At 73.5% G+C, this 23,705-nt stretch carries 14 protein-coding genes; 11 read left to right on the top strand and 3 right to left on the bottom strand.

All coding sequences use genetic code 11. From position 1 onward, the window contains the following. Positions 1-267 precede the first annotated feature (267 nt). The 5 genes from ACWGKQ_RS44645 (at position 268) to moeZ (ending at position 6,569) form a co-directional block, all read left to right on the top strand. Positions 268-2,103 carry a glycosyltransferase gene (locus ACWGKQ_RS44645; protein ID WP_453297803.1) on the top strand — a complete coding sequence of 612 codons (1,836 nt, stop codon included), beginning with the start codon at positions 268-270 and terminating at the stop codon, positions 2,101-2,103. After that, entirely contained in the window at positions 2,100-3,431 is a 1,332-nt protein-coding gene (locus tag ACWGKQ_RS44640) for a hypothetical protein (RefSeq protein WP_453297802.1), read from the top strand. The genes ACWGKQ_RS44645 and ACWGKQ_RS44640 overlap by 4 nt, the downstream gene beginning before the upstream one ends. 199 nt (positions 3,432-3,630) lie before the next feature. Further along, on the top strand, positions 3,631-4,590 hold the full coding sequence (locus ACWGKQ_RS44635; RefSeq protein ID WP_453297801.1) for an NAD-dependent epimerase/dehydratase family protein: 960 nt from the start codon (positions 3,631-3,633) through the stop codon (positions 4,588-4,590). After that, positions 4,578-5,327 (top strand): spherulation-specific family 4 protein, encoded by a 750-nt coding sequence (locus ACWGKQ_RS44630; protein ID WP_453297800.1) that lies wholly within the window; start codon positions 4,578-4,580, stop codon positions 5,325-5,327. Before ACWGKQ_RS44635 ends, ACWGKQ_RS44630 begins: the two co-directional genes overlap by 13 nt. 63 nt (positions 5,328-5,390) lie before the next feature. Further along, positions 5,391-6,569, top strand: coding sequence for an adenylyltransferase/sulfurtransferase MoeZ (moeZ, locus tag ACWGKQ_RS44625; protein ID WP_453297799.1), 1,179 nt, complete (start codon positions 5,391-5,393; stop codon positions 6,567-6,569). A gap of 65 nt (positions 6,570-6,634) precedes the next feature. On the opposite strand, the gene ACWGKQ_RS44620 is transcribed toward moeZ, so the two are convergent. The 3 genes from ACWGKQ_RS44620 to ACWGKQ_RS44610 all read right to left on the bottom strand — a co-directional run bounded on the left by ACWGKQ_RS44620 (position 6,635) and on the right by ACWGKQ_RS44610 (position 12,760). Next, complete coding sequence (locus ACWGKQ_RS44620; RefSeq protein ID WP_453297798.1) at positions 6,635-8,191, bottom strand: alpha/beta hydrolase; 1,557 nt, start codon at positions 8,189-8,191, stop codon at positions 6,635-6,637. Positions 8,192-8,396: 205 nt separating this feature from the next. Continuing rightward, positions 8,397-9,938 carry an alpha/beta hydrolase gene (locus ACWGKQ_RS44615; protein WP_453297797.1) on the bottom strand — a complete coding sequence of 514 codons (1,542 nt, stop codon included), beginning with the start codon at positions 9,936-9,938 and terminating at the stop codon, positions 8,397-8,399. 62 nt (positions 9,939-10,000) lie between these two features. Next, positions 10,001-12,760 (bottom strand): lysylphosphatidylglycerol synthase domain-containing protein, encoded by a 2,760-nt coding sequence (locus ACWGKQ_RS44610; protein ID WP_453297796.1) that lies wholly within the window; start codon positions 12,758-12,760, stop codon positions 10,001-10,003. 161 nt (positions 12,761-12,921) lie between these two features. Between ACWGKQ_RS44610 and ACWGKQ_RS44605 the strand changes: the two genes are divergently transcribed. The 6 genes from ACWGKQ_RS44605 to ACWGKQ_RS44580 all read left to right on the top strand — a co-directional run bounded on the left by ACWGKQ_RS44605 (position 12,922) and on the right by ACWGKQ_RS44580 (position 23,681). After that, positions 12,922-13,308: an MGMT family protein gene (locus tag ACWGKQ_RS44605; RefSeq protein WP_453297795.1), complete on the top strand. Its 387-nt coding sequence runs from the start codon at positions 12,922-12,924 to the stop codon at positions 13,306-13,308. 266 nt (positions 13,309-13,574) lie between these two features. After that, positions 13,575-16,892, top strand: a complete 3,318-nt coding sequence (locus ACWGKQ_RS44600; RefSeq protein ID WP_453297794.1) for an ATP-dependent helicase — start codon at positions 13,575-13,577, stop codon at positions 16,890-16,892. Positions 16,893-16,958: 66 nt separating this feature from the next. Continuing rightward, the gene (locus ACWGKQ_RS44595) at positions 16,959-20,519 is read left to right on the top strand and encodes a UvrD-helicase domain-containing protein (protein ID WP_453297793.1); all 3,561 of its coding nucleotides are present in this window, start codon (positions 16,959-16,961) and stop codon (positions 20,517-20,519) included. Between the two features lie 10 nt (positions 20,520-20,529). Further along, entirely contained in the window at positions 20,530-21,933 is a 1,404-nt protein-coding gene (locus ACWGKQ_RS44590; RefSeq protein WP_453297792.1) for a dipeptidase, read from the top strand. A gap of 154 nt (positions 21,934-22,087) precedes the next feature. Beyond that, positions 22,088-23,032 (top strand): NAD(+) diphosphatase, encoded by a 945-nt coding sequence (nudC, locus tag ACWGKQ_RS44585; protein WP_453297791.1) that lies wholly within the window; start codon positions 22,088-22,090, stop codon positions 23,030-23,032. 13 nt (positions 23,033-23,045) lie between these two features. Next, a complete protein-coding gene (locus ACWGKQ_RS44580; RefSeq protein WP_453297790.1) occupies positions 23,046-23,681 on the top strand; it encodes a class I SAM-dependent methyltransferase in 636 nt (211 codons plus the stop codon). Positions 23,682-23,705: the final 24 nt, after the last annotated feature.

The following is a 23,705-nucleotide window of genomic DNA, read 5'->3' as shown; positions in this document are numbered from 1 at the left end:
AGCTGGGGGTGGACGACCGAACGGCTGCGGTCACGTACGCGATGAGGCTGGGCCTACTGGACTGACCCCCCTCGGCCCCCCCCCCCCCCCCCCACCGGGTGGGGGAAAAACGGGGGGGAGACCCCCACCCCCCCCCCCCCCCCACCGCCTTGTCCGCATACGTTCGTCCCGCTGCGAGCCACCGAGCCACGGTGGCTCCCATACGGGAGATCGATCGGGGGTGCACACGTGCGCATCGGACTGCTTACGGAGGGTGGCTATCCGTATGTGAGCGGTGACGCCAGACTCTGGTGCGACCGGCTCGTGCGCGGGCTCGGGCAGCACGAGTTCGACCTCTACGCGCTCAGCCGCACCCGGCGCCAGGAGGATGAGGGTTGGCTGCCGCTGCCGCCGCACGTCAGCCGGGTACGGACGGCCCCGGTGTGGACCGCCGAGGACGACGGGGTCAGGTACGGACGGCGCGCACGCCGGCGCTTCGCCGAGAGCTACGGCGAACTCGCGGGGGTGCTGTGCGCCGGTCCGGGCTCGAACAGCACCGGGGGCCCGCAGGGCTCGACCGGTGCGGCGGGCATGGACGGCCCGACGGGCACGAACGGCCCGACGGGTGCGGCGGGCTGGAACAGCACGAACGGCGCGAACAGCACGACCGGCACGGACGGCGCAGGCGGCCCAGACGCCGCGGGCGGCTCCGGGGCCATGCCCGGTTCCCTGGCGGACCGTTTCGGCAACGCCCTCCACGGACTCGCCGAACTCGCCCGGGACGAAGGCGGCCTGGTCGCCGCGCTCCGCTCCGACGCCGCCCTGCGCGCACTGGAGCGCGCCTGTCGCGCACCCGGCGCACTCGGTACGGCACGCGAGGCGCGCGTGCCCGATCTGCTCGCCGTCGCCGCACACCTCGAACGCGCCCTGCGCCCCCTCTCCCTGGACTGGTACGGCGACGACGGCCTCGGCGCGGCCGATCTCTGCCACGCCACCGCCGGCGGCCCGGCCGCCCTGGCCGGCCTGCTGGCCGGGCACTTCTCCGGCGTGCCGCTGCTGGTCACCGAGTACGGCGTGCAACTGCGCTCGCACTACCTGGCCTTCGGCCCCGACGCGGCCACCCCGGCCGTGCGTGCGCTGCTCGCCGCCTTCCACGGCCGGCTCGCCGCCGAGGTCTACCGCCGCGCCGCGATCATCACCTCGGGCAACGCGCACGCCCGTCGCTGGCAGGAGCGCTGCGGCGCCGGCCGCGCCCGTATCCGTACCGTGCACCCCGGTCTGGAGGCCGCCCGCTTCACCGAGGTGGGCGAGGCCCCGGACCGCGCCGACCCCGACACGCTCGTGTGGGTCGGCCGCATCGAGCCGACCAAGGACCTGGTGTCGCTGCTGCACGCCTTCGCCGAGGTCCGCAAGGAGGAACCCAAGGCGCGACTGCGGGTCGTGGGCGCCCCGGCGGGGCCGGAGGGCGCGGCCTATCTGGGGCACTGCCGGGCGCTCGCCGCACAGCTCTTCCCCGACGAGGCCGAGGGCGTGCACGCCGTCGGCGACAACCCGGTCTCCTTCGACGAGATAGGCGGCCCGGAGGCACCGACCCTCGCCGACGCCTACGCGTCCGGCGCGGTCGTCGTCCTCTCCAGCGTCGTCGAGGGCTTCCCGGTGGGACTCGTCGAGGCGATGCTCTGCGGCCGGGCGACCGTCTCCACGGACGTCGGTGCCGTGGTGGAGGCCATCGGCGGCACCGGACTCGTCGTACCCCCGCGCAATCCGCGGGCGCTCGCGGAGGCGTGCGTGGCACTGCTGCGCGACCCCGAGCGCCGTGAGCGCCTCGGAGCCGCCGCGCGCGCCCGCGCGCTCGAACTGTTCACCGTCGAGCAGAACATCGCGGCATTTCACAGCATTTACCTGGAGATCGTCTCGCACTGCCCGGTGCGCCGGGTCGTCCTCGACCGGGCGGGCGAGCCCCTGCCGTTCGCCTCCCCGGCCGAGGCCCGCGTACCCGGCCGCTGGACCGGCCCCACGGCCCGCATCGCGCACCGCGCCCGGCCCGGCTGGGCCCTGGGCACCGCGACACGGCCCGCCCCGGTACGGGCCACCCCGCGCACGGCCCCCGAGGGGGCGCGGTGAACGGCGACGAAGGCGGCGCGGTGACCGGCGGCCCAGGGGAACTGGACCGGCCCGGCAGGCCCGGCGCGGCCGACGCCTGGGACGCGCGGTCGGAGGAGTGGCTCCTGGGAGCGGACGTGCCCGCATCGGGGGACGCCTTCTCCGAAGGCGGAGCGCCGGCCTCCGGCCTGGTCTCCCCGGGCAGCCGGGCCGTCGCCACGGACACCGCCGACAGCCGCGGATCCACCCTCCGCCGCGGCGCCGCCGCCGACCCCGTGAAGGCGCTGATCCACCGTCATCGCGCACTCTGCGAGCAGGCCGTGGACCCGCTGGAGATCGCGGCCGGCCTCGAAGCGCACGGCGTCACCGACCGCACCGCCGCCCGCTTCCGGCACCGCGACGTCTTCTCGCTCGCCGAAGAGCTCTACGCGCGCGTGCCCCGCGACGGCGACCGGCGCCCGCCCCCGGAACGGACGCCCACGCCCCGCCCGCGCGCCGACCGCGCGCTGCTCACGCTCCTACCGGGCGCCGTGTGCGCGGCGGCCGTGACCGGCGTACGGCTCACCGAGGGCCGCCCACGCCTCGTGGCGGCAGCCGTCGGCGTGCTCGCCGTCGCCCTGGCCGTACGCCCGGCCCTGCGCCGCGGCCCCCTGGCCGTGCCGGCCCGTACGCCGGCCTGGCGCCCCGCCACCGGCACGCGCGCGTGGACCTGCTGGCTCCTCGCCTACGCCCTGCTCGGCGACGGCCTGCTGCGGGCCGTCGTGGACGGCGGCCCCGACGGCCTCCCGACCGGCGCCGCCCACGGCCCCTGGCCCGTGACCACCGCGCCCGTCCTCGCCCTCACCCTGGCCTGCGCCCCGGCGGCCTGGAGCGCCCACCTCTTCACGACGGGCGCCCGCCGCAGGCTCGCGGGCAGCAGGGGTCTGGAGGAGTTCGCCGGCGCCGTACAGCCGTTGCTGCTCGGCACGTTCGCCCTCTTCCTCGGCGCCCTCACCGCCCTGCTCGCCCTGTGCGGCGCGGCCCTCGGCGAACCCGCCGGCTACCCGGCGGGCCTCGCCCTCGGCGCCCTCCTCCTGCTCGCCCGCCTCCTCACCGTCCACGGCGCCCCGCAGGGACCCGCCCTCGCCGCCGCGGCCGCTGCGGAAGCGGCGGCCCCGGCCCTCGTCCTGGCCGGCCGACTGCCCGGCTGCGCCTTCCTGGCCGCCCCCGTCGACGCCCTGGTCGACGCCTGGGGCGCGAGCAGTGTCCCGGCCCTCGGCTGCGGCGCCGCCGCCCTGGCGCTGCTGATCCGGGCGACCCGCACCCTCACCAGGGCCTCGGCCCACGCACCGACGGGAGACCCGGAGTGAGCAGAGCCGCCGATGCCCTCGCACGCCTCGCCGAGCCGTCCCGGCGGCAGGCGCCCGGCACCCCGCCCAAGGCAACCGCACGATTCCCCGAAGGAGACCACCAGATGACCACCTCCCGACCCGGACCCGGAGCGTCCGGAACCACCGGAAGCGCCGGAGCCGCCGGAGTCGCCGGAGCGCACACCCCGGGAGCCGCGCGATGAGGGTTCTGCTGCTCGGAGCCAACGGATACCTCGGCCGCTTCGTCGCCGACCGGCTGCTCGCCGACCCGGCCGTCCAGCTCACCGCGCTCGGCCGCGGAGACGACGCCGACGTCCGCTTCGACCTCGCCACCGGCAGCCCGGGCGCGCTCACCCGCTTCCTCGACGCGGTCCACCCGGGCGTCATCGTGAACTGCGCCGGTGCCACCCGCGGCGGCGCCCGGGAACTCACCCGGCACAACACCGTCGCCGTCGCCACCGTCTGCGAGGCCCTGCGCCGCAGCGGCTGCGGCGCCCGCCTGGTGCAGGTCGGGTGCAGCTCCGAGTACGGCCCGAGCCAGCCCGGCTCCTCCACCGCCGAGGACGCCGTGCCACGCCCCGGCGGCCCGTACGGCGTCAGCAAGCTCGCCGCCACCGAACTCGTCCTCGGCTCCGGCCTGGACGCCGTCGTCCTGCGGGTCTTCTCGCCCGCCGGTCCCGGCACCCCGGCCGGCTCACCGCTCGGCCGCCTCGCCGAGGCCATGCGCCGAGCCATGCAGTCCGGCGACGGCGAACTCAAACTCGGCGGCCTCGGCGCCCAGCGCGACTTCGTCGACGTACGCGACGTCGCCCGCGCCGTCCACGCGGCCTCGCTCTCCGCCGCCCAGGGTGTCATCAACATCGGCTCCGGCCGCGCCGTCCGGCTCCGCGACGCCGCCGCGGTCCTCGCCCGGGTCGCCGGATACGGCGGCGCCCTGCACGAACTCGACGGCCCGCCCGGCCCGCTGCGCAGCGCCATCGGACACCCCCGGATGGACGGCGAACACACCGGCCCGGTCGCGTACCCGTACCCGGACGGCTGCGGCAGCTGGCAGCAGGCCGACGTGCGCTGCGCCCGCGACCGGCTCGGCTGGCGGCCCCGCATCAACCTCGAGGAGTCCCTCGCCGACATCTGGATGGAGGCGGCATGCCGCATCTGACCAGTACCCGTGCGGGCGCCGCGACCACCGGCGTCCGCACGGCCGTCGGCGTCCCCGGCTATGCCCACCCCCTGCTCGCCCCCGCGCAGTGGGCCGAACTCACCCGCCCGGGCACGCCTCTGCACTGGGTCGTCCTCGACGTGGCGAACGGCCCCGGCAGCCTCCCCGATCCGCACTGCCTGGAGGCGGCCGGCCGGCTCCGCAACGCGGGCGTCCGCGTCCTCGGCCGCCTGGACGCCGTCTACGGCGGCCGCCCGTACGGCGACCTGATCACCGACGCCCGCCACTTCCACGACTGGTACCGCGTCGACGGCTTCCTGCTGGACCGCTGCCCCACCGAGCGCACCGCGCTCCCCGAGATCCGCCGCGCGGTCGCCGCGCTCCGCACCGTCGGAGACGGTCCGCACATCGTCCTCGGCCACGGCACCCACCCCCATCCGGGCTACGCCGAGAACGCCGACCAGCTGGTGACCTTCGCCGGGCCCTGGAGCGACTACCGCTGGTCGCAGGCCGCCGAATGGACCGCCGACTACCCGCCTGACCGCTTCTGCCATTTCGTGCACGGCGTGCCCCTCGGCCACCTCGACGAGGCGCTGCGCATAGCCCGCTGGCAGGGCGCCGCCACGATCTACTTCACCGACCGGACCGATCGCTGGGGCCGGGCCGACCCCTGGGAGACCATGCCCGGCTACTGGGACGAAATCGTCTCGCGGATCGGAACAGGTGTCTCGGAATGAAGAAGCCCGTGGCAGTGTTACAGGGAGAACAATTGTAGTGATTGACCGATCAACGGAGTCCCCGTGTCGCTGCCACCCCTGGTCGAGCCAGCTGCTGAGCTCACCGTAGACGAGGTCCGCAGGTACTCCCGCCACCTGATCATCCCTGACGTCGGGATGGACGGGCAGAAGCGGCTGAAGAACGCCAAGGTGCTCTGTGTGGGCGCCGGCGGCCTGGGCTCGCCGGCGCTGATGTACCTGGCCGCCGCGGGCGTCGGCACCCTTGGCATCGTGGAGTTCGACGAGGTCGACGAGTCGAACCTGCAGCGCCAGATCATCCACAGCCAGGCCGACATCGGCCGTTCCAAGGCCGCGTCCGCCCGTGACTCCGTCCTCGGCATCAACCCGTACGTGAACGTGGTCCTGCACGAAGAGCGGCTCGAGGCCGAGAACGTGATGGACATCTTCAGCCAGTACGACCTGATCGTCGACGGCACGGACAACTTCGCCACCCGCTACCTGGTGAACGACGCCTGCGTGCTGCTGAACAAGCCGTACGTGTGGGGCTCCATCTACCGCTTCGACGGCCAGGCCTCGGTCTTCTGGTCCGAGCACGGCCCCTGCTACCGCTGCCTCTACCCGGAGCCCCCGCCGCCGGGCATGGTCCCCTCCTGCGCCGAGGGCGGCGTCCTGGGCGTACTGTGCGCGTCCATCGGCTCCATCCAGGTCACCGAGGCCATCAAGGTCCTCACCGGCACCGGCGAGCCCCTCGTCGGCCGCCTGATGATCTACGACGCCCTGGAGATGCAGTACCGCCAGGTCAAGGTCCGCAAGGACCCGGACTGCGCGGTCTGCGGCGAGAACCCGACCGTCACCGAGCTCATCGACTACGAGGCCTTCTGCGGCGTCGTCTCCGAAGAGGCCCAGCAGGCGGCCGCCGGCTCGACGATCACTCCCAAGCAGCTCAAGGAGTGGATCGACGACGGCGAGAACATCGAGATCATCGACGTCCGCGAGCCGAACGAGTACGAGATCGTCTCCATCCCGGGCGCCAAGCTGATCCCGAAGAACGAGTTCCTGCTCGGCACGGCCCTGGAGGGCCTGCCCCAGGACAAGAAGATCGTCCTGCACTGCAAGACGGGTGTCCGCAGCGCGGAGGTCCTCGCGGTCCTGAAGTCCGCGGGCTTCGCGGACGCAGTCCACGTCGGCGGCGGCGTGATCGGCTGGGTCAACCAGATCGAGCCGCAGAAGCCGGTCTACTGAGCACAGGCTCCGTGAAGGGCGGGGGCTCCGGACGGCACGACAGGTGCCCGGGGCCCCCGCCTTCGTCATGAGCAGACCTTGCCGTCCTTCGGGACCGTGCCGTCCACAAGGTAGGCGTTCACCGTCGAGTCCACGCAGTCGCTGCCGCTGCCGTACGCGCCGTGGCCCTCGCCCTTCCAGGTCAGCTCGACTCCGACGCCCTTGCCCAGTTCGTCGGCCATCTTCCGGGCACCCTCGTACGGGGTGGCCGGGTCGCCGGTGTTGCCGACCAGCAGGATCGGGGCCGCGCCCGGTGCGCTCACCTCCGGGGTGTCGAACTGCCCGGCCACCGGCCAGTCGTGGCACCAGCCTGCCGAGTCCCAGCCCAGGAAGTCCCCGAAGACCGGCGAGACCTTCTCGAACTCCGGCAGCAGCTTTCGCGTCTCGGCGAGCGTCGGCCGCTCCTTGTCGTCCAGGCACGATATGACCCGTTGCGCGTGCGTGGTCGTGCCGTAGTGCCCGGAGGAGTCCCGCTCGTTGTACTGGTCCGCCAGCGACAGCAGCTCCGAGCCGTCGCCCTCCTCGGCCGCCTTGAGCGCGCTGGTCAGCGTCGGCCAGCTGTCCTGGCTGTACAGCGGCAGCACGATGCCGGTGACCGCGAGGCTCTGGGTCAGCTTCCGCCCGGACGACGTCGGCAGCGGCGTGGCGTCGAGCCGGTTCAGCAGGTCGACGATCTTCTGCGAACCCTGCTTCGGGTCCTGGCCGGTGGACTTGAGGTAGTCGTCCAGGGCCCGCTGGAAGCCGGCGGCCTGGTTCTTCTCCTGGCCGACCGAGTCGGCCGTCGGGTCCACCACCGCGTCCAGGATCAGCCGCCCCACGTTCTTCGGGAACAGGTGGGCGTACACACCGCCCAGTTCGGTGCCGTACGAGATGCCGAAGTAGTGCATCTTCGCGTCGCCGAGGACCTGGCGCATCAGGTCCATGTCGCGGGCCGTGTCGGTCGTCGAGACATGCGCGATCAGCGGGCCGGCGGCCTTCTCGCAGCCCTTGCCGAAGGCGGCGGCGTCCTGGAAGTACGCCGTCTCCTCCGCCGCGGTGTCCGGTGTGGCGTCGATCGACTCGGCGCTCTGGATGTCCTTGTCGCTGCGGCAGCGGATCCCCTCACTGGCCCCCACCCCGCGCGGATCCCAGCTCACCAGGTCGTACCGCTCGCGCAGCGCGGAGACGGTGGAGGCGAAATACGGCATCGTCGAGATGCCGGAGCCGCCCGGCCCGCCGAAGTTGAACAGCAGCGAGCCGATCCGCTTCCCCGAACCCCCGCTCGCCTGCGCGCGGATCAGCGCCAGCCCGATGGTCTGCCCGTCCGGCTTCGACCAGTCCAACGGCACCCGGAGCGTCGCACACCGCCACTCGTCCCCGGGCGCGGCGGAGTCCGAAGTGGCTTTGCAGCGGCCCCAGTCGAGCTTCTGCGAGGTGAGGGAAGCGGGCAGGGCGGCCGAGCCCGTCGCGGTGGACGTGGCGGCCGAGGGCTGCCCGGCCGAGGCTTTCCCTTCGTCCTGGCCCCCACCTGACGATCCGCTACTGCACCCGGCCACGAGCAGCCCCGCGGCGACAGCGGCCGCCCACCGTACATATCGCAACATGCGCGCACACCCCCCACACAGGCTCTCCACGCATTCGTTGCGGGAGAGCGGTGAGGTCATAGTAGGCGGATCGAGCGGGAGCCGTTTCAGCCTGTGGATAACCTTTTGACCTGCGTGTTTATAGCTCCCCTTGGGGGTGCGGGGCTGTGTTCGGCATGCGGCTCCGCCGCGTGGGCGCGACCAGCCGCAACGCACCCGCGGACGCCTACGTACAGACCGTTCCTGCCTTCGGCACCGTCCCGTCCAGCAGATAGCCGTTCACGGCACCCTGTACGCACTTGTTCTTGCTGTCGTACGCCCCGTGCCCCTGCCCCTTGTATGTCAGCTCGACCCCGACGCCCTTCCCGAGCGCGTCCACCATCTTCTTCGCGCCCTCGTACGGCGTCGCCGGATCCCCCGTGTTGCCCACGACCAGGATCGGCGCCGACCCGGGTGCGCTGACGTCGGGATGGTCGGCGGCGCCCGGCACGGCCCAGTTCGTGCAGCTGACCATGCCCCAGGCGAGGTAGTCGCCGAACAGTGGGGAGGCGGCGCGGAACTCGGGAAGCTTCTGCTGGACGTAGTCGGTGGTGTACCGGGGCTTCTCGTCGGCGCAGTTGACGGCGATGTTCGCCGCCGTGATATTGCTGTACTCGCCGTTCTGGCTGCGCCCGTTCATCGAGTCGGACAGCAGCATCAGGATCTTCCCGTCGCCGTCGTAGGCCTCTTCGAGCCCCTCGGTGAGGTACTCCCAGAAGTCCTTGGAGTACAGGGACTGGGCGATGCCGTTGGTGGCGGCGGTCTGGGTGAGCCGGCGGGGAAGGATGCCGGGGATCGGCTTCGTGTCGAGGTCCGTGAGGAGCTTGGCGATACGGTCCTTCACGTCCTGCGGGGTGTCGCCGATCGGGCATTCCGTTGTCTTCGACGTGCAGTCCTCGGCGAAGTTGTCGAGTGCGAGCTGGAAGCCCATGGCCTGCCCGAGCGAGCTCTGCTCCGGGTCCTGGGTGGGGTCGACGACGGCGTCGAAGACGGCCCGGCCCACGTTCTTCGGGAACAAGTGGGCGTAGACGCCGCCGAGTTCGGTGCCGTACGAGATGCCGAAGTAGTGCAGTTGCCGGTCGCCGAGGACCTGGCGCATCAGGTCCATGTCGCGGGCGGCGTCGGTGGTGCGGACGTGCGGCAGGATCGTCCTGGAGTTCTTCTCGCAGGCGGCGTTGAACTGCTTGGTGCGGTTGATCAGCTGGGTGCGTTCGGCGCTGGTGTCGGGCGTCGCGTCCTGCTGGAAGTAGTCGTCGAGCTGCTCGTCGTTCTCGCACTCGACGGGGTCGCTGCGGCCGACTCCGCGCGGGTCGAAGCTGACCAGGTCGTAGCGGGTGCGCAGGGCCGCGTAGTCCTCGCCGAACGCGGGGAGCGTGGTGACGCCGCTGCCGCCGGGCCCGCCGAAGTTGAAGACCAGGGAGCCGATCCGTCTGCCGGGGTCGCCGCTGGCCCTGGCCCGGATCAGGGCGAGGCCGATGGTGGCGCCCTTCGGCTTCGACCAGTCCAGGGGCGCCCGCATGGTGGCGCACTGCCAGGTGCCGCCGCCGGGCAGCGGGGACGGCGTGTCGCCGCCGCCCTCGGCCTCGTCGGGCGCCGGGCAGTTCTTCCAGTCCAGCTTCTGCGCCGTCAGATCCCCGTCCTTGGAACCGTCGCTGCACCCTGTCGGCACGAAGGACAGCGCCAGGGCGGTGGCCAGGGCCGCGACACGGATCCGGAAGGGGTTCGGCATGCTCCCATCCTGGGGTCGCGCACGGCCACGCGCGCGGGGCACGAGCCGTCCGAGGTACGGCCCTAGAGCGCGCCCTTGCGGGAGAGGTGGTTGAAGGCCAGCCAGCCCGGCAGGACCGGCAGCCACAGGGTCAGCAGCCGGTACAGCAGCACGGCGGGCGCCGCGACCTCCTTGGGGAGGCCGATCGCGATCAGGCCGACGGTCAGGGTCGCCTCGACCGCGCCGACGCCGCCCGGGGTCGGCGCCGCGGAGCCGAGCGCGTTGCCGGCGAGGAAGACGACGGCGACGCTGGCGATGCTCAGCGAGGTCGACTGGTCGCCGAACGCGCGGATGGAGGCGTCCAGGCACATCACGAAGCAGGCGGTCAGCAGCAGCATGCCGCCGATGCCGGTGACGAGCTTCTGCGGCCGCTGGAGCACGTCCAGCATGCGCGGCACGACACCCGCGAAGAGCGACCGCACGCGCGTGCTGACGAACTTCCGCAGGAACGGCACCGAGGTGACCACGAGGACCAGTACGGCGACGGTCAGCAGGCCCGCGATGACCGTGCGGGAGGGGGACAGCGACGGGGTCTTCTCGGTGCCGGTCAGATAGCCGAAGGACAGCAGCATCAGGATGTGACAGCCGAGCGAGAACAGCTGCGAGGCGCCGACGCTTGCCACCGCGAGCCCGGGGCGCACGCCCGCGCGTTGCAGGAAGCGCGTGTTGAGGGCCACACCGCCGACCGCGGCGGGCGCCACGATCTTCACGAACGACCCGGCGAGCTGCGCCGCCACGGTCCGTACGAAGGGCACCCGCTCGGGCACGAACCCGAGCAGCGACATCGCGGCGGCGACATAGCTGAGCGCCGAGAACAGCACCGCGGCGATCACCCAGCCCCACTGGGCGTTCGCGACCAGGGGGCCGAACTCGATGTGGGTGAGCTGGGTCAGCAGGTAGTACCCGCCGATCGCGCCGGCGAAGACGCTGATCAGCGTGCGCGGCCGCACCCGCTCCAGGCGGGCCGGCTCGACGGGCGCCTGCGGCCTGATCCTCAGCACCTGGTGCCGGATCTGGGTGAGCAGGTCCTCCTCGCGGGCTTCTTCCAGCGCGTCGTCCAGGGCGCGCTTCTCGGCCCGCTGCTCGGCGCGCACCGTCTTCTTGTCGGGCTTCTCGGCCTCCTCCGCGCGGTCCTGCTTGACCTGCCGGGACGCCTCCAGGACCGCGTCCCGCTCGCGCTGGGCGCGTTCCCTGGCCAGTCTGCGCAGCGTCGCGCGCGTGGAGCGCGTCAGCGCGATCGGCTGGAGCATCGGCAGGCAGTCGGCGACGGCGTCGGGTCCGAGGACGCCGACCGCCGAGGCCACCGCCCGCTCGGCGCCCACCCGCAGACCGAGCGTGGTGACCAGCTGGGCGACGTCCATGCGCAGCAGCAGTTCACCGGCCGCGATCTCGCCGCCGCGCAGGTCGGTGAGGATCACCGTGCCGGAACGATCCACCAGGATGGCGTCACCCGCGAGCCTGCGGTGCGCGATCCGGCGCGACTGCAACGCCTGTACCTGGTGCCAGGTGTGGCGCAGCAGTTCGTCGGTGATCTCCTCGTCGGCCAGCGAGTCGAGCGTACGGCCGCCGGTGTGCTCGTAGACGAGCATCACGGCGTCCGGGCCCAGCTCGGAGGTGGCGATCAGCTTGGGCGCGTTGGCGCCGGCCGCGATCGCCGCGTACGCCAGCAGTGCCTCCTGCTCCAGGGCCTGGCGCAGGGACTGGAGGCTGGAGCGGGTCGCGAAGCCGCGCAGGGTCAGGTTGCGCCACGCGCGGTAGAAGAAGCCCTGGGCCTGCTGTTCCCGGTCGACGACCGTGACGTCCAGCGGCGGGCCGTCCTCCAGGGTGACGAAGTAGCGCCGGCCCCGGTCGCCGTTCTCGCTGTCCAGGACCTCCTCGCGGGCCGCGCCGACCGGGTGGAAGCCGACGTGCCTGAGGCCCGCCAGCAGGGTCCGCCCGGTGGGGCGGACGTTCGGGGAGCCGACGGCGTACAGCGTGCCGTAGGCGACGGTCCAGCCGATCAGCACCGTGAGGATGATCGAGAACGGTGTCGTGTAGCCGGTGACCAGCATGGAGAACGCGTCGAGCAGCAGCACGATCCACAGCACCGAGCGCCATCTCGGACGCCGGGACATGCCGACGGCCGTCATGTAGGCGATGACGGGTGCGAGATAGCCGTGCACCGGGTCGGTGAGGGCGTGGATGTCGCCGGGGGAGGGCTGGGTCAGCGCCTCCTGGATCGAGCCCGGGGCGGCTCTGGCCACCCACAGGTCGGTGGCGAGGGTCACGCCGTGCGCGAGGACGGCCGCGAGCACGCCGTCGGCGATGCGCAGCCCGTCCCGCTTGATCAGCCGCTCGATCGCGAACGCCACCGGCACCAGCAGGATCGCGATGCTGGAGGCCAGTCCCGCGAACCTGATCAGCAGGTCGGGGGCCTGTCCGGTGCCCTTGTTGATGTCCTGTTCGAGGCCGGAGGTGGTGCCGTGCGCGAACGCGGCGATGCCGAGCAGCACGGCGATGGCGAGGACCCCGACCAGGAGCCGCATGAGGTCGGAGGGGCGGTGCACGCGCGCGGGGAGCAGCGGTTCGTCGCCCTCCACCTCGTCGGCGTGCGTCTCGTCGCACCCGTGTTCCGCCTCGGCTTCCGCTTCGACGGCGTCGGCGTCGGCGGCCGACTGCGCGGTGTCCGTTTGCGTGATGTCGGATCCGGGCGCGTCAGGGCGTGCGGTGGCGTCAGAGGTGCCGGCCCCGCCCTCGGGGTGCACGCCCTGCTGCTCGGTCGTCTCTTCTTGATCTCGTATCACCAGTCACCGCCCGCACGATGGTGGCATGCCCCACCGACACCCGAAGGCATCAGGGTGCAGATGCGGGGGCGCACAGTCTGCCCCAAGCATCGCGAGAGAGCGAGGCGGAGGCCTGCCGCGGACCGGGCGGATTGTCGGCGGGGTGCGGCAGGATGGGGCGAATGAGCGAGCAGAGCCTTCCCGAGGACACCCGAGAGGGGTACGCGGACGAGTTGCCCGAGTACGCCGAGCGGGTCCTGGAGGTCGCCGAGCGGATCCCGCCCGGGCGCGTGATGACGTACGGCGACGTCGCGGAGTGGCTGGAGGAGGGCGGGCCGCGCCAGGTCGGGCGGGTGATGTCCCTCTACGGCGGTGCCGTCCCGTGGTGGCGGGTGGTGCGCGCCGACGGGGCACTGCTCCCGGGGCACGAGCTGGGCGCGCTGGACCACTACCGGGCCGAGGGCACCCCGCTGAAGGAGGCGAGCAGGGCCGCGGAGGGCCATCTGCCGCGGCTCGACATGAAGCGGGCGCGGTGGGACGGCGGCGCGGACACGGGGGCTCACACCTGACAGCTTCCGCCATCGGAGGCCCTCGGGGGGAACCTGTGGCCCGTACGAGGGACACCGGGGACGTCCGTGGCATGACGTACGTTCGTGAGATGTGCGGCGCGCGTGCCGCGGGTGCCGCCCGGGGCGGACGGGAAGAAGCGGAAGCCCTGCTTCCGTCCGGTTCGCCGGCGTAGCGTCCACTGCGCGTGTCCCGCTCACCCCGCGGCCACCTCCGCGCACGCGCGACCGCGAACCGACCAGCACACCCACCAGGACCGGCGAACCACGTGAGCTCCTCTTCCTCCACCAGGCGCCTGCCGCACCTCCCGGTGCGGCAGGGGAACCGTGGCGCTTACCGACTGGTCCGTACCCCGCCGGCCGACGTCGATCCCCCTCGTCTGGACGCCGCACAGCGCGCCGTGGTTGACCACGGGTCCGGACCGCTGCTCGTCCTCGCCGGCCCTGGCACCGGCAAGACCACCACCCTGGTGGAGTCCGTCGCCGCACGGATCGCCCGCGGCGAGGACCCCGAGCGGATCCTGGTGCTGACGTTCAGCCGCAAGGCCGCCGTCGAACTGCGCGACCGCATGGCCCTGCGGGTGGGCGCGGCCCGCGCGCCCCGCGCGACCACCTTCCACTCGTACTGCTACGCCCTGGTCCGCGCCCACCAGGACAGCGGCCTGTTCGTGGACCCGCTGCGGCTGCTGTCCGGCCCCGAGCAGGACGTCGCCGTCCGCGACCTGCTGGCCGGCCAGCCCGACCTGGAGCGGCTCGGGCTGAACCACGTGCGCTGGCCCGACGAACTGCGCGCCTGCCTCACCACCCGGGGCTTCGCCGACGAGGTCCGCGCGGTCCTCGCCCGCAGCCGCGAACTGGGCCTGGACCCGGCCGCCCTGGACGCCTTCGCCCGCCGTATCGGCCGCCCCGACTGGCGGGCCGCCGCCGCCTTCCTCGCCGAGTACCTCGACGTCCTCGACCTCCAGGGCGTCCTCGACTACGCCGAACTCGTCCACCGCGCGGTGCTGCTCGCCCACCGCCCCGAGGTCGCCCTGGACCTCGCAGGCCGCTACGACGCCGTGTACGTCGACGAGTACCAGGACACCGACCCGGCCCAGGTGCGCCTGCTGCACGCCCTGGCCGGCGGCGGCCGCACCCTGGTCGCGTTCGGCGACCCGGACCAGTCGATCTACACGTTCCGGGGCGCCGACGTGAACGGCATCCTGGACTTCCCGTCGGCCTTCGCGCGCGTGGACGGCCGTCCGGCACCGGTGCAGGTGCTGCGTACGTCCCGCCGCTCCGGCGCCGGTCTGCTGGCCGCGACCCGCCTCCTGACCCAGCGGATGCCGTTGACCCGGCTGCCCGCCGACAAGGTGCGTGCGCACCGCGAGCTGACCGCCGCGCGGGACGACGGCCGCGTCGAGGCGTACACGTACCCGACGCCCGGCACCGAGCTGGACAACATCGCCGACATCCTGCGCCGCGCGCACCTGGAGGACGGCGTCCGCTGGAGCGACATGGCCGTCCTGGTGCGCGCCGGGTCCCACACCATCCCGACGGTCCGCCGCGCCCTCACCGCGGCCGGTGTGCCCCTGGACATCGACGGCGACGACGTGCCGCTGCGCCACGAACCGGCGGTGGCGCCCCTGCTGACGGCACTGCGGGCGGTGGCGGCGGCCGAAGCGGCGTCCGGTGCGGCGCCCGATGCGGCGTCCGGTGCGGAAGAGGGCGCCTGCTGGCTCGACACCGAGACCGCGCTCACCCTGCTCGGTTCCCCCCTCGCCGGCATGGACGCCGCCGACCTGCGCCGCCTCGGCCGTGCCCTGCGCGACGAGGAGCGGGCGGCCGGCAACGCGCTCCCGCCCCCGTCGGACGACCTGCTCGCGCGGGCGCTCGCCGAGCCCGAGCGCCTGGCCGTCCACGACCCCGGGTACGCGCGCGGGGCGCAGCGGCTCGGCGCGCTGCTCGGCCGGGCCCGGGAGCGCCTGACCGGCGGCGGCACGGCCGAGGAGGCGTTGTGGATCCTGTGGAACGGCACCCCCTGGCCCTCGCGCCTGGAGCGTGCGGCCCGCCGCGGCGGCGCGGCCGGCCGCAACGCCGACCGTGACCTGGACGCCGTGTGCGCCCTGTTCGCCACCGCCGCCCGCGCGGAGGAGCGCAGCGGCGGCCGGGGCGCGCTGAACTTCCTGGCGGAGATCGAGGCCGAGGACATCGCCGCCGACACCCTCGCCGGCCGCGCGGTACGCCCCGACGCCGTCCGTCTGATGACCGCGCACCGCGCCAAGGGCCTGGAGTGGCGCCTGGTCGTCGTGGCCGGCGTCCAGGAGGGTCTGTGGCCCGACCTGCGCCGCCGCGGCTCGCTCCTGGAGGCCGACCGCATCGGCCGGGACGGACTCGCCGAACCGCTCACCCCGGGCGCGCTGCTCGCCGAGGAGCGCCGCCTGTTCTACGTCGCCGCCACACGCGCGCGTGAACGTCTCGTCGTCACCGCCGTGAAGGCCCCCGCGGACGACGGCGACCAGCCCTCCCGGTTCCTCACCGAACTGGGCGTCGAACCCGAGGACGTCACCGGACGGCCCCGCCGCCCACTCGCCGTGGCCGCCCTGGTCGCCGAGCTGCGCGCGACCACCGTCGACCCGCGCGCGTCCGACGCCCTGCGGGAGGCCGCCGCCCGCCGCCTGGCCCGGCTGGCGGCGCTCGCCGACGAGGACGGCCGCCCCCTGGTGCCGTCCGCCCACCCCTACCGCTGGTGGGGCATGTTCGAGCCGACCGAGAGCAAGGTGCCGCTGCGCGACCGCGACCAGCCCGTGGTGCTCTCCGGCAGCGCCCTCGACCAGCTCGCCAACACCTGCTCCCTCCAGTGGTTCCTGGGCCGCGAGGTGAAGGCCGACGCGCCCGCCACCACCGCCCAGGGCTTCGGCAACGTCGTGCACGTCCTCGCCGACGAGGTCGCCTCCGGACGCACCCCCGCCGACCTCGCCGTCCTCATGGAGCGGCTGGATTCGGTGTGGAACGCGCTCGCCTTCGACGCGCCCTGGAAGTCGGCGCAGGAGAAGGACAACGCGCGCGTGGCGCTCGAACGCTTCCTGAAGTGGCACGTCCTGGACCGCACCGCACGCACCCCGGTGGCCAGCGAGCAGGACTTCGACGTCACCCTCGGAGCGGGCGACTACGAGGTGCGCATCCGCGGCCAGATGGACCGCGTGGAGGCGGACGGCGAGGGCCGCGCGTACGTCGTCGACTTCAAGACCGGCAAACAGGCGCCCAGCACGGCCGAGGTGACCCGGCACCCGCAGCTCGCCGTCTACCAGCTCGCGGTCCGCGAGGGCGCCGTCGACGAGGCCTTCGACGGCGTCCGGCCCGAACCCGGCGGCGCCGAACTGGTCCACCTCAGACAGGGCGCGGCCCAGCGCGACGGCGGCGAGACCCTGCCCAAGGTGCAGGCGCAGGAGCCGCTGGAGGGGGAGTGGGTCGGAGATCTGCTGGCCACCGCCGCCGGCAAGGTCCTCGACGAACGGTTCACGCCGACCACCGGCCAGCACTGCACCCACTGCGCCTTCCGCGCCTCGTGCAGCGCGCGGCCGGAGGGGCGGCACGTGGTGGAGTGAGCGCCGCTGTGTCATCGATTGCGCCGTTTTATCGATTGTCAGTGGCCGCCGCTAGCCTCTTTCCTCATGTCCGCCCGTATCACCGACCCCGAGCAGCTCAAGGAGCTCCTGGGCATCCCGTTCACCCCGGAGCAGACGGCCTGCATCACCGCGCCGCCCGCCCCGCAGGTGATCGTGGCCGGGGCCGGGTCGGGCAAGACGACGGTGATGGCGGCCCGCGTGGTCTGGCTGGTCGGCACCGGGCAGGTGGCACCGGAGCAGGTCCTCGGCCTGACCTTCACCAACAAGGCGGCCGGTGAACTCGCCGAGCGCGTCCGCAAGGCACTCGTCAGGGCGGGCGTCACCGACCCCGACGTCATCGACCCGGACAACCCGCCCGGCGAGCCGGTCATTTCCACGTACCACGCCTTCGCGGGCCGCCTGCTGACCGACCACGGCCTGCGCATCGGGCTGGAGCCGACCTCCCGGCTGCTCGCCGACGCCACCCGCTACCAGCTCGCCGCGCGCGTGCTGCGCGAGGCCCCCGGCCCCTACCCGGCCCTCACCCGCTCCTTCGCCGACCTCGTCAGCGACCTGCTCACCCTCGACTCCGAGCTCGCCGAACACCTGGTGGGCCCCGAGGACCTGCGGGCCTGGGACGCCGGCCTGCTGAACACCCTGTCAGCCGTCAAGCTCGGCAACGCCGACCTGCGCAAGGTCCCCGAGGCGGCCGCCGCCCGCCGCGAACTGGCCGAGCTGGTCCTGCGCTACCGGGCCGCCAAGCGCGAGCGCGATCTGCTCGACTTCGGCGACCAGATCGCACTGTCCGCGGCACTGGCCGGCATCGCCGAGGTGGGCAGGCTGCTGCGGGACGAGTTCCGGGTCGTCCTCCTCGACGAGTACCAGGACACCTCGGTGGCCCAGCGGGTGCTCCTGGCGGGCCTGTTCGGCGGCGGCACCGGGCACCCCGTGACCGCGGTCGGTGACCCCTGCCAGGCCATCTACGGCTGGCGCGGCGCCTCCGTCGCCAACCTGGACGACTTCCCCGAGCACTTCGCACACGCCGACGGGCGCCCCGCCACCCGCCAGGCGCTCAGCGAGAACCGCCGCAGCGGCGGCCGCCTCCTGGACCTCGCCAACGGCCTCGCCGAGCCGCTGCGCGCCATGCACGCGGGCGTGGAGGCCCTCCGCCCCGCCCCGGGCGCGGAACGCGACGGCACGGTCCGCTGCGCCCTGCTGCGCACCCACGCCGAGGAGATGGACTGGATCGCCGACTCGGTCGCCCACCTCGTCCGCACCGGCACGGCGCCCGCCGAGATCGCGGTCCTGTGCCGTACGGCGACCGACTTCGCGCAGATCCAGGGCGCCCTCGTCGCCCGTGACGTCCCCGTCGAGGTGGTCGGCCTCTCCGGGCTGCTGCACCTGCCCGAGGTGGCCGACCTCGTCGCCGTCTGCGAGGTGCTCCAGGACCCGGGAGCCAACGCCTCCCTGGTCCGCCTGCTGACCGGCCCGCGCTGGCGCATCGGCCCCCGCGACCTCGCCCTCCTCGGCCGCCGTGCCCGGCTGCTGGTGTCCCACGCGCGCGTGGGCGACGCCGACGACCCGGACCGCAGGCTCGCCGAGGCCGTCGAAGGCGTCGACCCCGCCGAGGTGATATCCCTCGCGGACGCCCTGGACACGTTCCTGGAGCTGCCGTTCGACGGCGACCGGCTCGGGCAGGGGGACGACGGGCTGCCGTTCTCGCCGGACGCGCGGGTTCGCTTCGCCCGCCTCGCCACCGAACTGCGCGAGCTGCGCCGCTCCCTGTCCGACCCGCTGATGGACGTCCTGCACCGGGTCCTCGCGGTCACCGGCCTGGAGGTGGAGCTGTCCGCGTCCCCGCACGCGCTGGCCGCCCGCCGCCGCGAGACGCTGTCCAACTTCCTGGACGTCGCCGCCTCCTTCGCGGCCGGCGACCAGGAGGCCACCCTGCTCGCCTTCCTCGGCTTCCTGCGCACCGCCGCCCAGTACGAGAAGGGCCTCGACAACGCCCTGCCCGGCGGCGAGAACACCGTCAAGGTCCTCACCGCGCACAAGTCCAAGGGCCTGGAGTGGGACGTCGTCGTCGTCCCCGGACTGGTCAAGGGCACCTTCCCGAGCAGTCAGGGCCGCGAGAAGTGGACCGCCCAGGCCAAGGTGCTCCCGCACGCCCTGCGCGGCGACACCGCCACCCTGCCCGACGTCGAGGCCTGGGACTCGCGGGGCATGAAGGCCTTCCACGAGGCCATGAAGGACCACCAGCACACCGAGGAACTCCGCCTCGGCTACGTCACCTTCACCCGCCCCCGCTCCCTGCTCCTCGGCTCCGGCCACTGGTGGGGCCCCAGCCAGAAGAAGCCGCGCGGGCCCTCCGACTTCCTCCGGGCCCTGTACGACCACTGTGCCGCCGGACACGGCGAGATCGAGGCCTGGGCCGACGAGCCGGAGGAGGGCGAGGAGAACCCGGCCCTGCACACGGCGAGCGCCGACCAGGTGTGGCCGCTGCCCCTGGACGCGGCCGCCCTGGCCCGCCGCCGCGCGGCCGCCGAGACCGTCCTGGCCCACCTGGAGGCGCTCACGGCCGGAACGGACGGAGACACCTCCGCCGATCACGACCCGGCCGCCGCCGAGGACCCGGACTGGCCTCCGCCGCCCGAGGACGAGGAACCCGACCCCTATCAGGACGTCTTCCCGGACGCCGGCTCCGCCGACTTCGCCGACTCCTCCGACTGGGACTCCTGGAGCACCGACCGCCCCACGGTCCCGCACCAGGCCGTGCCCGCCGAGCGCACGCCCCCGCGCGGAACGGCGCACGAGCGCGCCCCGGAACCCGAGCCCGGGCACGCGCGCGTGCCGGAACCCGGGCGCACCCTCCTCACCCCCGAGGAGGCCCGCGCCGTCGCCTCCTGGGACCGCGACCTCGACGCGCTCACCGGCGAGCTGCTGCGCGCCCGCCGGAACGTCACCGACGTCCCCCTGCCGGCCACGCTCTCCGCGACCCAGCTGATGCGGCTGGCCGAGGACCCGGACGGGCTCGCACAGGAACTCGCGCGCCCCATGCCGCGCCCTCCGCAGCCGGCCGCGCGCCGGGGCACCCGGTTCCACGCCTGGGTGGAAGCCCGCTTCGAGGAGCTCACGCTGCCCATGCTGGAGCCCGACGAGCTGCCCGGCAGCGACGCCGAGATCGCCGACGAACGCGACCTCGAAGCGCTCAAGGAGGCCTTCGAGCGCACCGAGTACGCGCACCGCACGCCCTACCGCGTCGAGGCCCCCTTCCAGCTCGCCCTCGCGGGCCGGGTCGTCAGGGGCCGTATCGACGCCGTCTACCGGACGGACCACGGCGACGGGGCGGCGTACGGGACGACGTACGAGATCGTCGACTGGAAGACCAGCCGCACCCGCCCCGCCGACCCGCTCCAGCTGGCGATCTACCGGATCGGCTGGGCGGAGCAGCAGGGCGTGCCGCCCGAGTCGGTCACGGCCGCGTTCGTACACGTGCGCACCGGCGAGGTCGAACGACCGGAGGGTCTGCCGGACCGGGCCGCCCTGGAAAAGCTGATCGTCGGACAAGCTGTCGGACAAGCCGAGTGTGACGAACCGCCCGCCGAGGATGTCGGTCCGGGCCGATAGGCTCGTGACCATGAGCCAGACCCCGGACAGCGCCGTCCGTACGTACATCGAGCAGCACCGCGCCGCCTTCCTCGCCGACCTCGCCGAATGGCTGCGCATCCCCTCCGTGTCGGCCCAGCCCGACCACGCCCCCGATGTACGCCGCAGCGCCGACTGGCTTGCCGCCAAACTGACCGAGACGGGCTTCCCGACCGCAGAGGTCTGGGAGACACCGGGCGCCCCGGCCGTCTTCGCCGAGTGGCCCGCAGACGACCCCGAGGCGCCCACGGTCCTGGTCTACGGCCATCACGACGTGCAGCCCGCCGCCCGCGAGGACGGCTGGGACAGCGAGCCCTTCGACCCGGTCGTCCGGGACAACCGGCTGTACGCGCGCGGGGCGGCCGACGACAAGGGCCAGGTGTTCTTCCACACACTCGGCGTCCGCGCCCACCTCGCCGCCACCGGCCGCACCGCACCCGCCGTGCATCTCAAGCTGCTGATCGAGGGCGAGGAGGAGTCCGGCTCCCCGCACTTCCGGGCCCTGGTCGAGGAGCACGCCGAGCGGCTCGCCGCCGACGCCGTGATCGTCTCCGACACCGGCATGTGGTCCGAGGACACCCCCACGGTGTGCACGGGCATGCGCGGGCTCGCCGAGTGCCAGATCGTCCTGCACGGCCCCGACCAGGACATCCACTCCGGCGCCTTCGGCGGTGCCGTCCCCAATCCCGCCACCGTCGCGGCCCGCCTGGTCGCCGCCCTGCACGACGAGCACGCGCGCGTGGCGATCCCCGGCTTCTACGACGGCATCGTCGAGCTCAGCGACCGTGAGCGGCGGCTGTGGGCCGAGCTGCCGTTCGACGAGGACGGCTGGCTGCGCGAAGCGCATTCGTACGCCACCGAGGGCGAGGCCGGGCACACCACCCTGGAGCGCATCTGGGCCCGCCCCACCGCCGAGGTCAACGGCATCGGCGGCGGCTACCAGGGCCCCGGCAGCAAGACGATCATCCCGTCGTCGGCGCTGTTGAAGCTGTCGTTCCGGCTGGTCGCCGGACAGGACCCGGACCACATCGAGAAGATCGTCCGCGCCTGGGCCGACGAGCGGATCCCCGCCGGGATCCGCGCCGAGATCACCTTCCTGCCGGCCACCCGCCCCTGCCTGACCCCGCTCGACCACCCCGGCCTCCAGTCGCTGGCCCGCGCCATGGGCCGGGCTTTCGAGGGACCTGTCAGGTTCACCCGTTCGGGTGGCTCGGGGCCCGCCGCGGACCTTCAGGACGTCCTCGGCGCACCCGTCCTCTTCCTGGGCATCTCCGTCCCCTCCGACGGCTGGCACGCCCCGAACGAGAAGGTCGAGCTGGACCTCCTCCTCAAAGGCGTCGAGACCAGCGCCTACCTGTGGGACGACCTCGCCGAGAACTGGCGCCATGCCCCCTGAGCCGTCGACGCCGTCCGGAGCGGCACCGCGCGCGGGGCACACTGGAAGGACCGCCCCGGCCGCCCCGGCCCCGCCCGACCCGGTCTCTCCCGCCCTTCGTCCCGCTGAACCGCCCGCTGAAACATCCGTTGCACTGGGGGAGTTGGAAGCACCCGTGACCACCTGGACCGACCACACCGCCGACCGCCCCATTTCGCTCACCGCCCCGAGCGGCATCGACCGAGCAGCCCACCACCGGCTCGACGAGGCCTGGCTCGCGGCGGCATGGAGCCACCCCGACACCCGCTGTTTCGTGGTCTCCGGCGGCCAGGTCCTCATCGACGAGACGCCCGACGGCCACACCGAACTCGTCATGACGCCCTCCTTCGAGGCCCCCCTCACCGAGGCGCACCGCTACTTCCTCGGCACCGACGAGGACGGCGTCAGCTACTTCGCCCTCCAGAAGGACGCCCTGCCCGGCCGCATCGACCAGTCCGCGCGCCCCGCCGGCCTGCGCGAGGCCGGACTGCTGCTGTCACCGCGCGACGTGGGCCTGATGGTGCACGCGGTCGGCCTGGAGAACTGGCAGCGCACCCACCGCTTCTGCTCCCGCTGCGGCGAGCGCACGGTGATCGCCGCCGCCGGCCACATCCGCCGCTGCCAGGCCTGCGGTGCCGAGCACTACCCGCGCACCGACCCGGCCGTGATCATGGCCGTCACCGATGAGGACGACCGCATCCTGCTCGGCCGCCAGGTCCACTGGCCCGAGGGCCGCTTCTCCACGCTCGCCGGCTTCGTGGAGCCCGGCGAGTCCATCGAGCAGGCGGTGCGGCGCGAGGTCTTCGAGGAGGTCGGCGTCACCGTCGGCCCGGTCGAGTACGTCGCCAGCCAGCCCTGGCCGTTCCCGTCCAGCCTCATGCTCGGCTTCATGGCCCGCGCGACCTCGACCGAGATCGACGTCGACGGCGACGAGATCCACGAGGCCCGCTGGTTCTCCCGCGACGAACTCGGCGCCGCCTTCGACTCCGGCGACGTCCTGCCGCCGTACGGCATCTCGATCGCGGCCCGCCTGATCGAGATGTGGTACGGCAAGCCGCTGCCGACGAGGAGCTTCGTCTGAGAGACCGGCCGTCATGACCACAGAGGAGTACTGGAACCACAACGTCCACTACCACCCCGTGGTGCTGGACGCGGTTCCGGAAGGCTGCCGCACCGCCCTGGACGTCGGCTGCGGCGACGGCCTGCTCGCCGCCAAGCTCGCGGCCAGGGCGGAGTCCGTCACCGGCGTGGACCGTTCGGCGGAGATGATCAGGCGGGCGCGCAAGCGGGACGTCGGGAACGTCACCTTCCTGGAGGGCGACTACCTCGACGACGCCCTCGACGGCGCCGCCCTCGACCAGGAGGGCTACGACTTCGTCAGCGCGGTCGCCGTCATCCACCACGCCCCCTTCGACGACGCGATCGACCGACTGGTGGGGCTGCTCGCGCCCGGCGGCCGGCTGGTCATCGTCGGCATGGCGTACAACCACACCCCTCTGGACTGGGTGATCAGCGGCTGCGGAGTCCCCGCGAGTCGGTTGAACGCACGTCTGCGGGGCGGCAAGCGGGCCCCGGAGGGGATGCCCGTCGAGGATTCCGCCATGCACTGGGGAGAGGTCCGGCAGTCCACCGCGCACCTGCTCCCCGGCCGCCGGTACCGGCGCCGCCTGCTGTGGCGCTACACACTGGTGTGGGACAAGCCGGCCCGAACATGCGAAGGCGGCCCCTGAGACGAGTCAGGGGCCGCCATGCGC

The sequence above is a fragment of the Streptomyces sp. NPDC054770 genome (assembly GCF_053611985.1).
Note: the sequence above shows the minus strand (reverse complement) of the source record. Positions and strands in the feature narration are given on the sequence as shown.

Bases quoted from the DNA above. Each gene is read 5' to 3' on its own strand.
- ACWGKQ_RS44635 (WP_453297801.1), top strand. From the start codon at position 3,631: ATGAGGGTTCTGCTGCTCGGAGCCAACGGATACCTCGGCCGCTTCGTC.
- ACWGKQ_RS44630 (WP_453297800.1), top strand. From the start codon at position 4,578: ATGCCGCATCTGACCAGTACCCGTGCGGGCGCCGCGACCACCGGCGTC.
- ACWGKQ_RS44620 (WP_453297798.1), bottom strand. From the start codon at position 8,191: ATGTTGCGATATGTACGGTGGGCGGCCGCTGTCGCCGCGGGGCTGCTC.
- ACWGKQ_RS44615 (WP_453297797.1), bottom strand. From the start codon at position 9,938: ATGCCGAACCCCTTCCGGATCCGTGTCGCGGCCCTGGCCACCGCCCTG.
- ACWGKQ_RS44605 (WP_453297795.1), top strand. From the start codon at position 12,922: ATGAGCGAGCAGAGCCTTCCCGAGGACACCCGAGAGGGGTACGCGGAC.
- ACWGKQ_RS44595 (WP_453297793.1), top strand. From the start codon at position 16,959: ATGTCCGCCCGTATCACCGACCCCGAGCAGCTCAAGGAGCTCCTGGGC.
- ACWGKQ_RS44590 (WP_453297792.1), top strand. From the start codon at position 20,530: ATGAGCCAGACCCCGGACAGCGCCGTCCGTACGTACATCGAGCAGCAC.
- ACWGKQ_RS44580 (WP_453297790.1), top strand. From the start codon at position 23,046: ATGACCACAGAGGAGTACTGGAACCACAACGTCCACTACCACCCCGTG.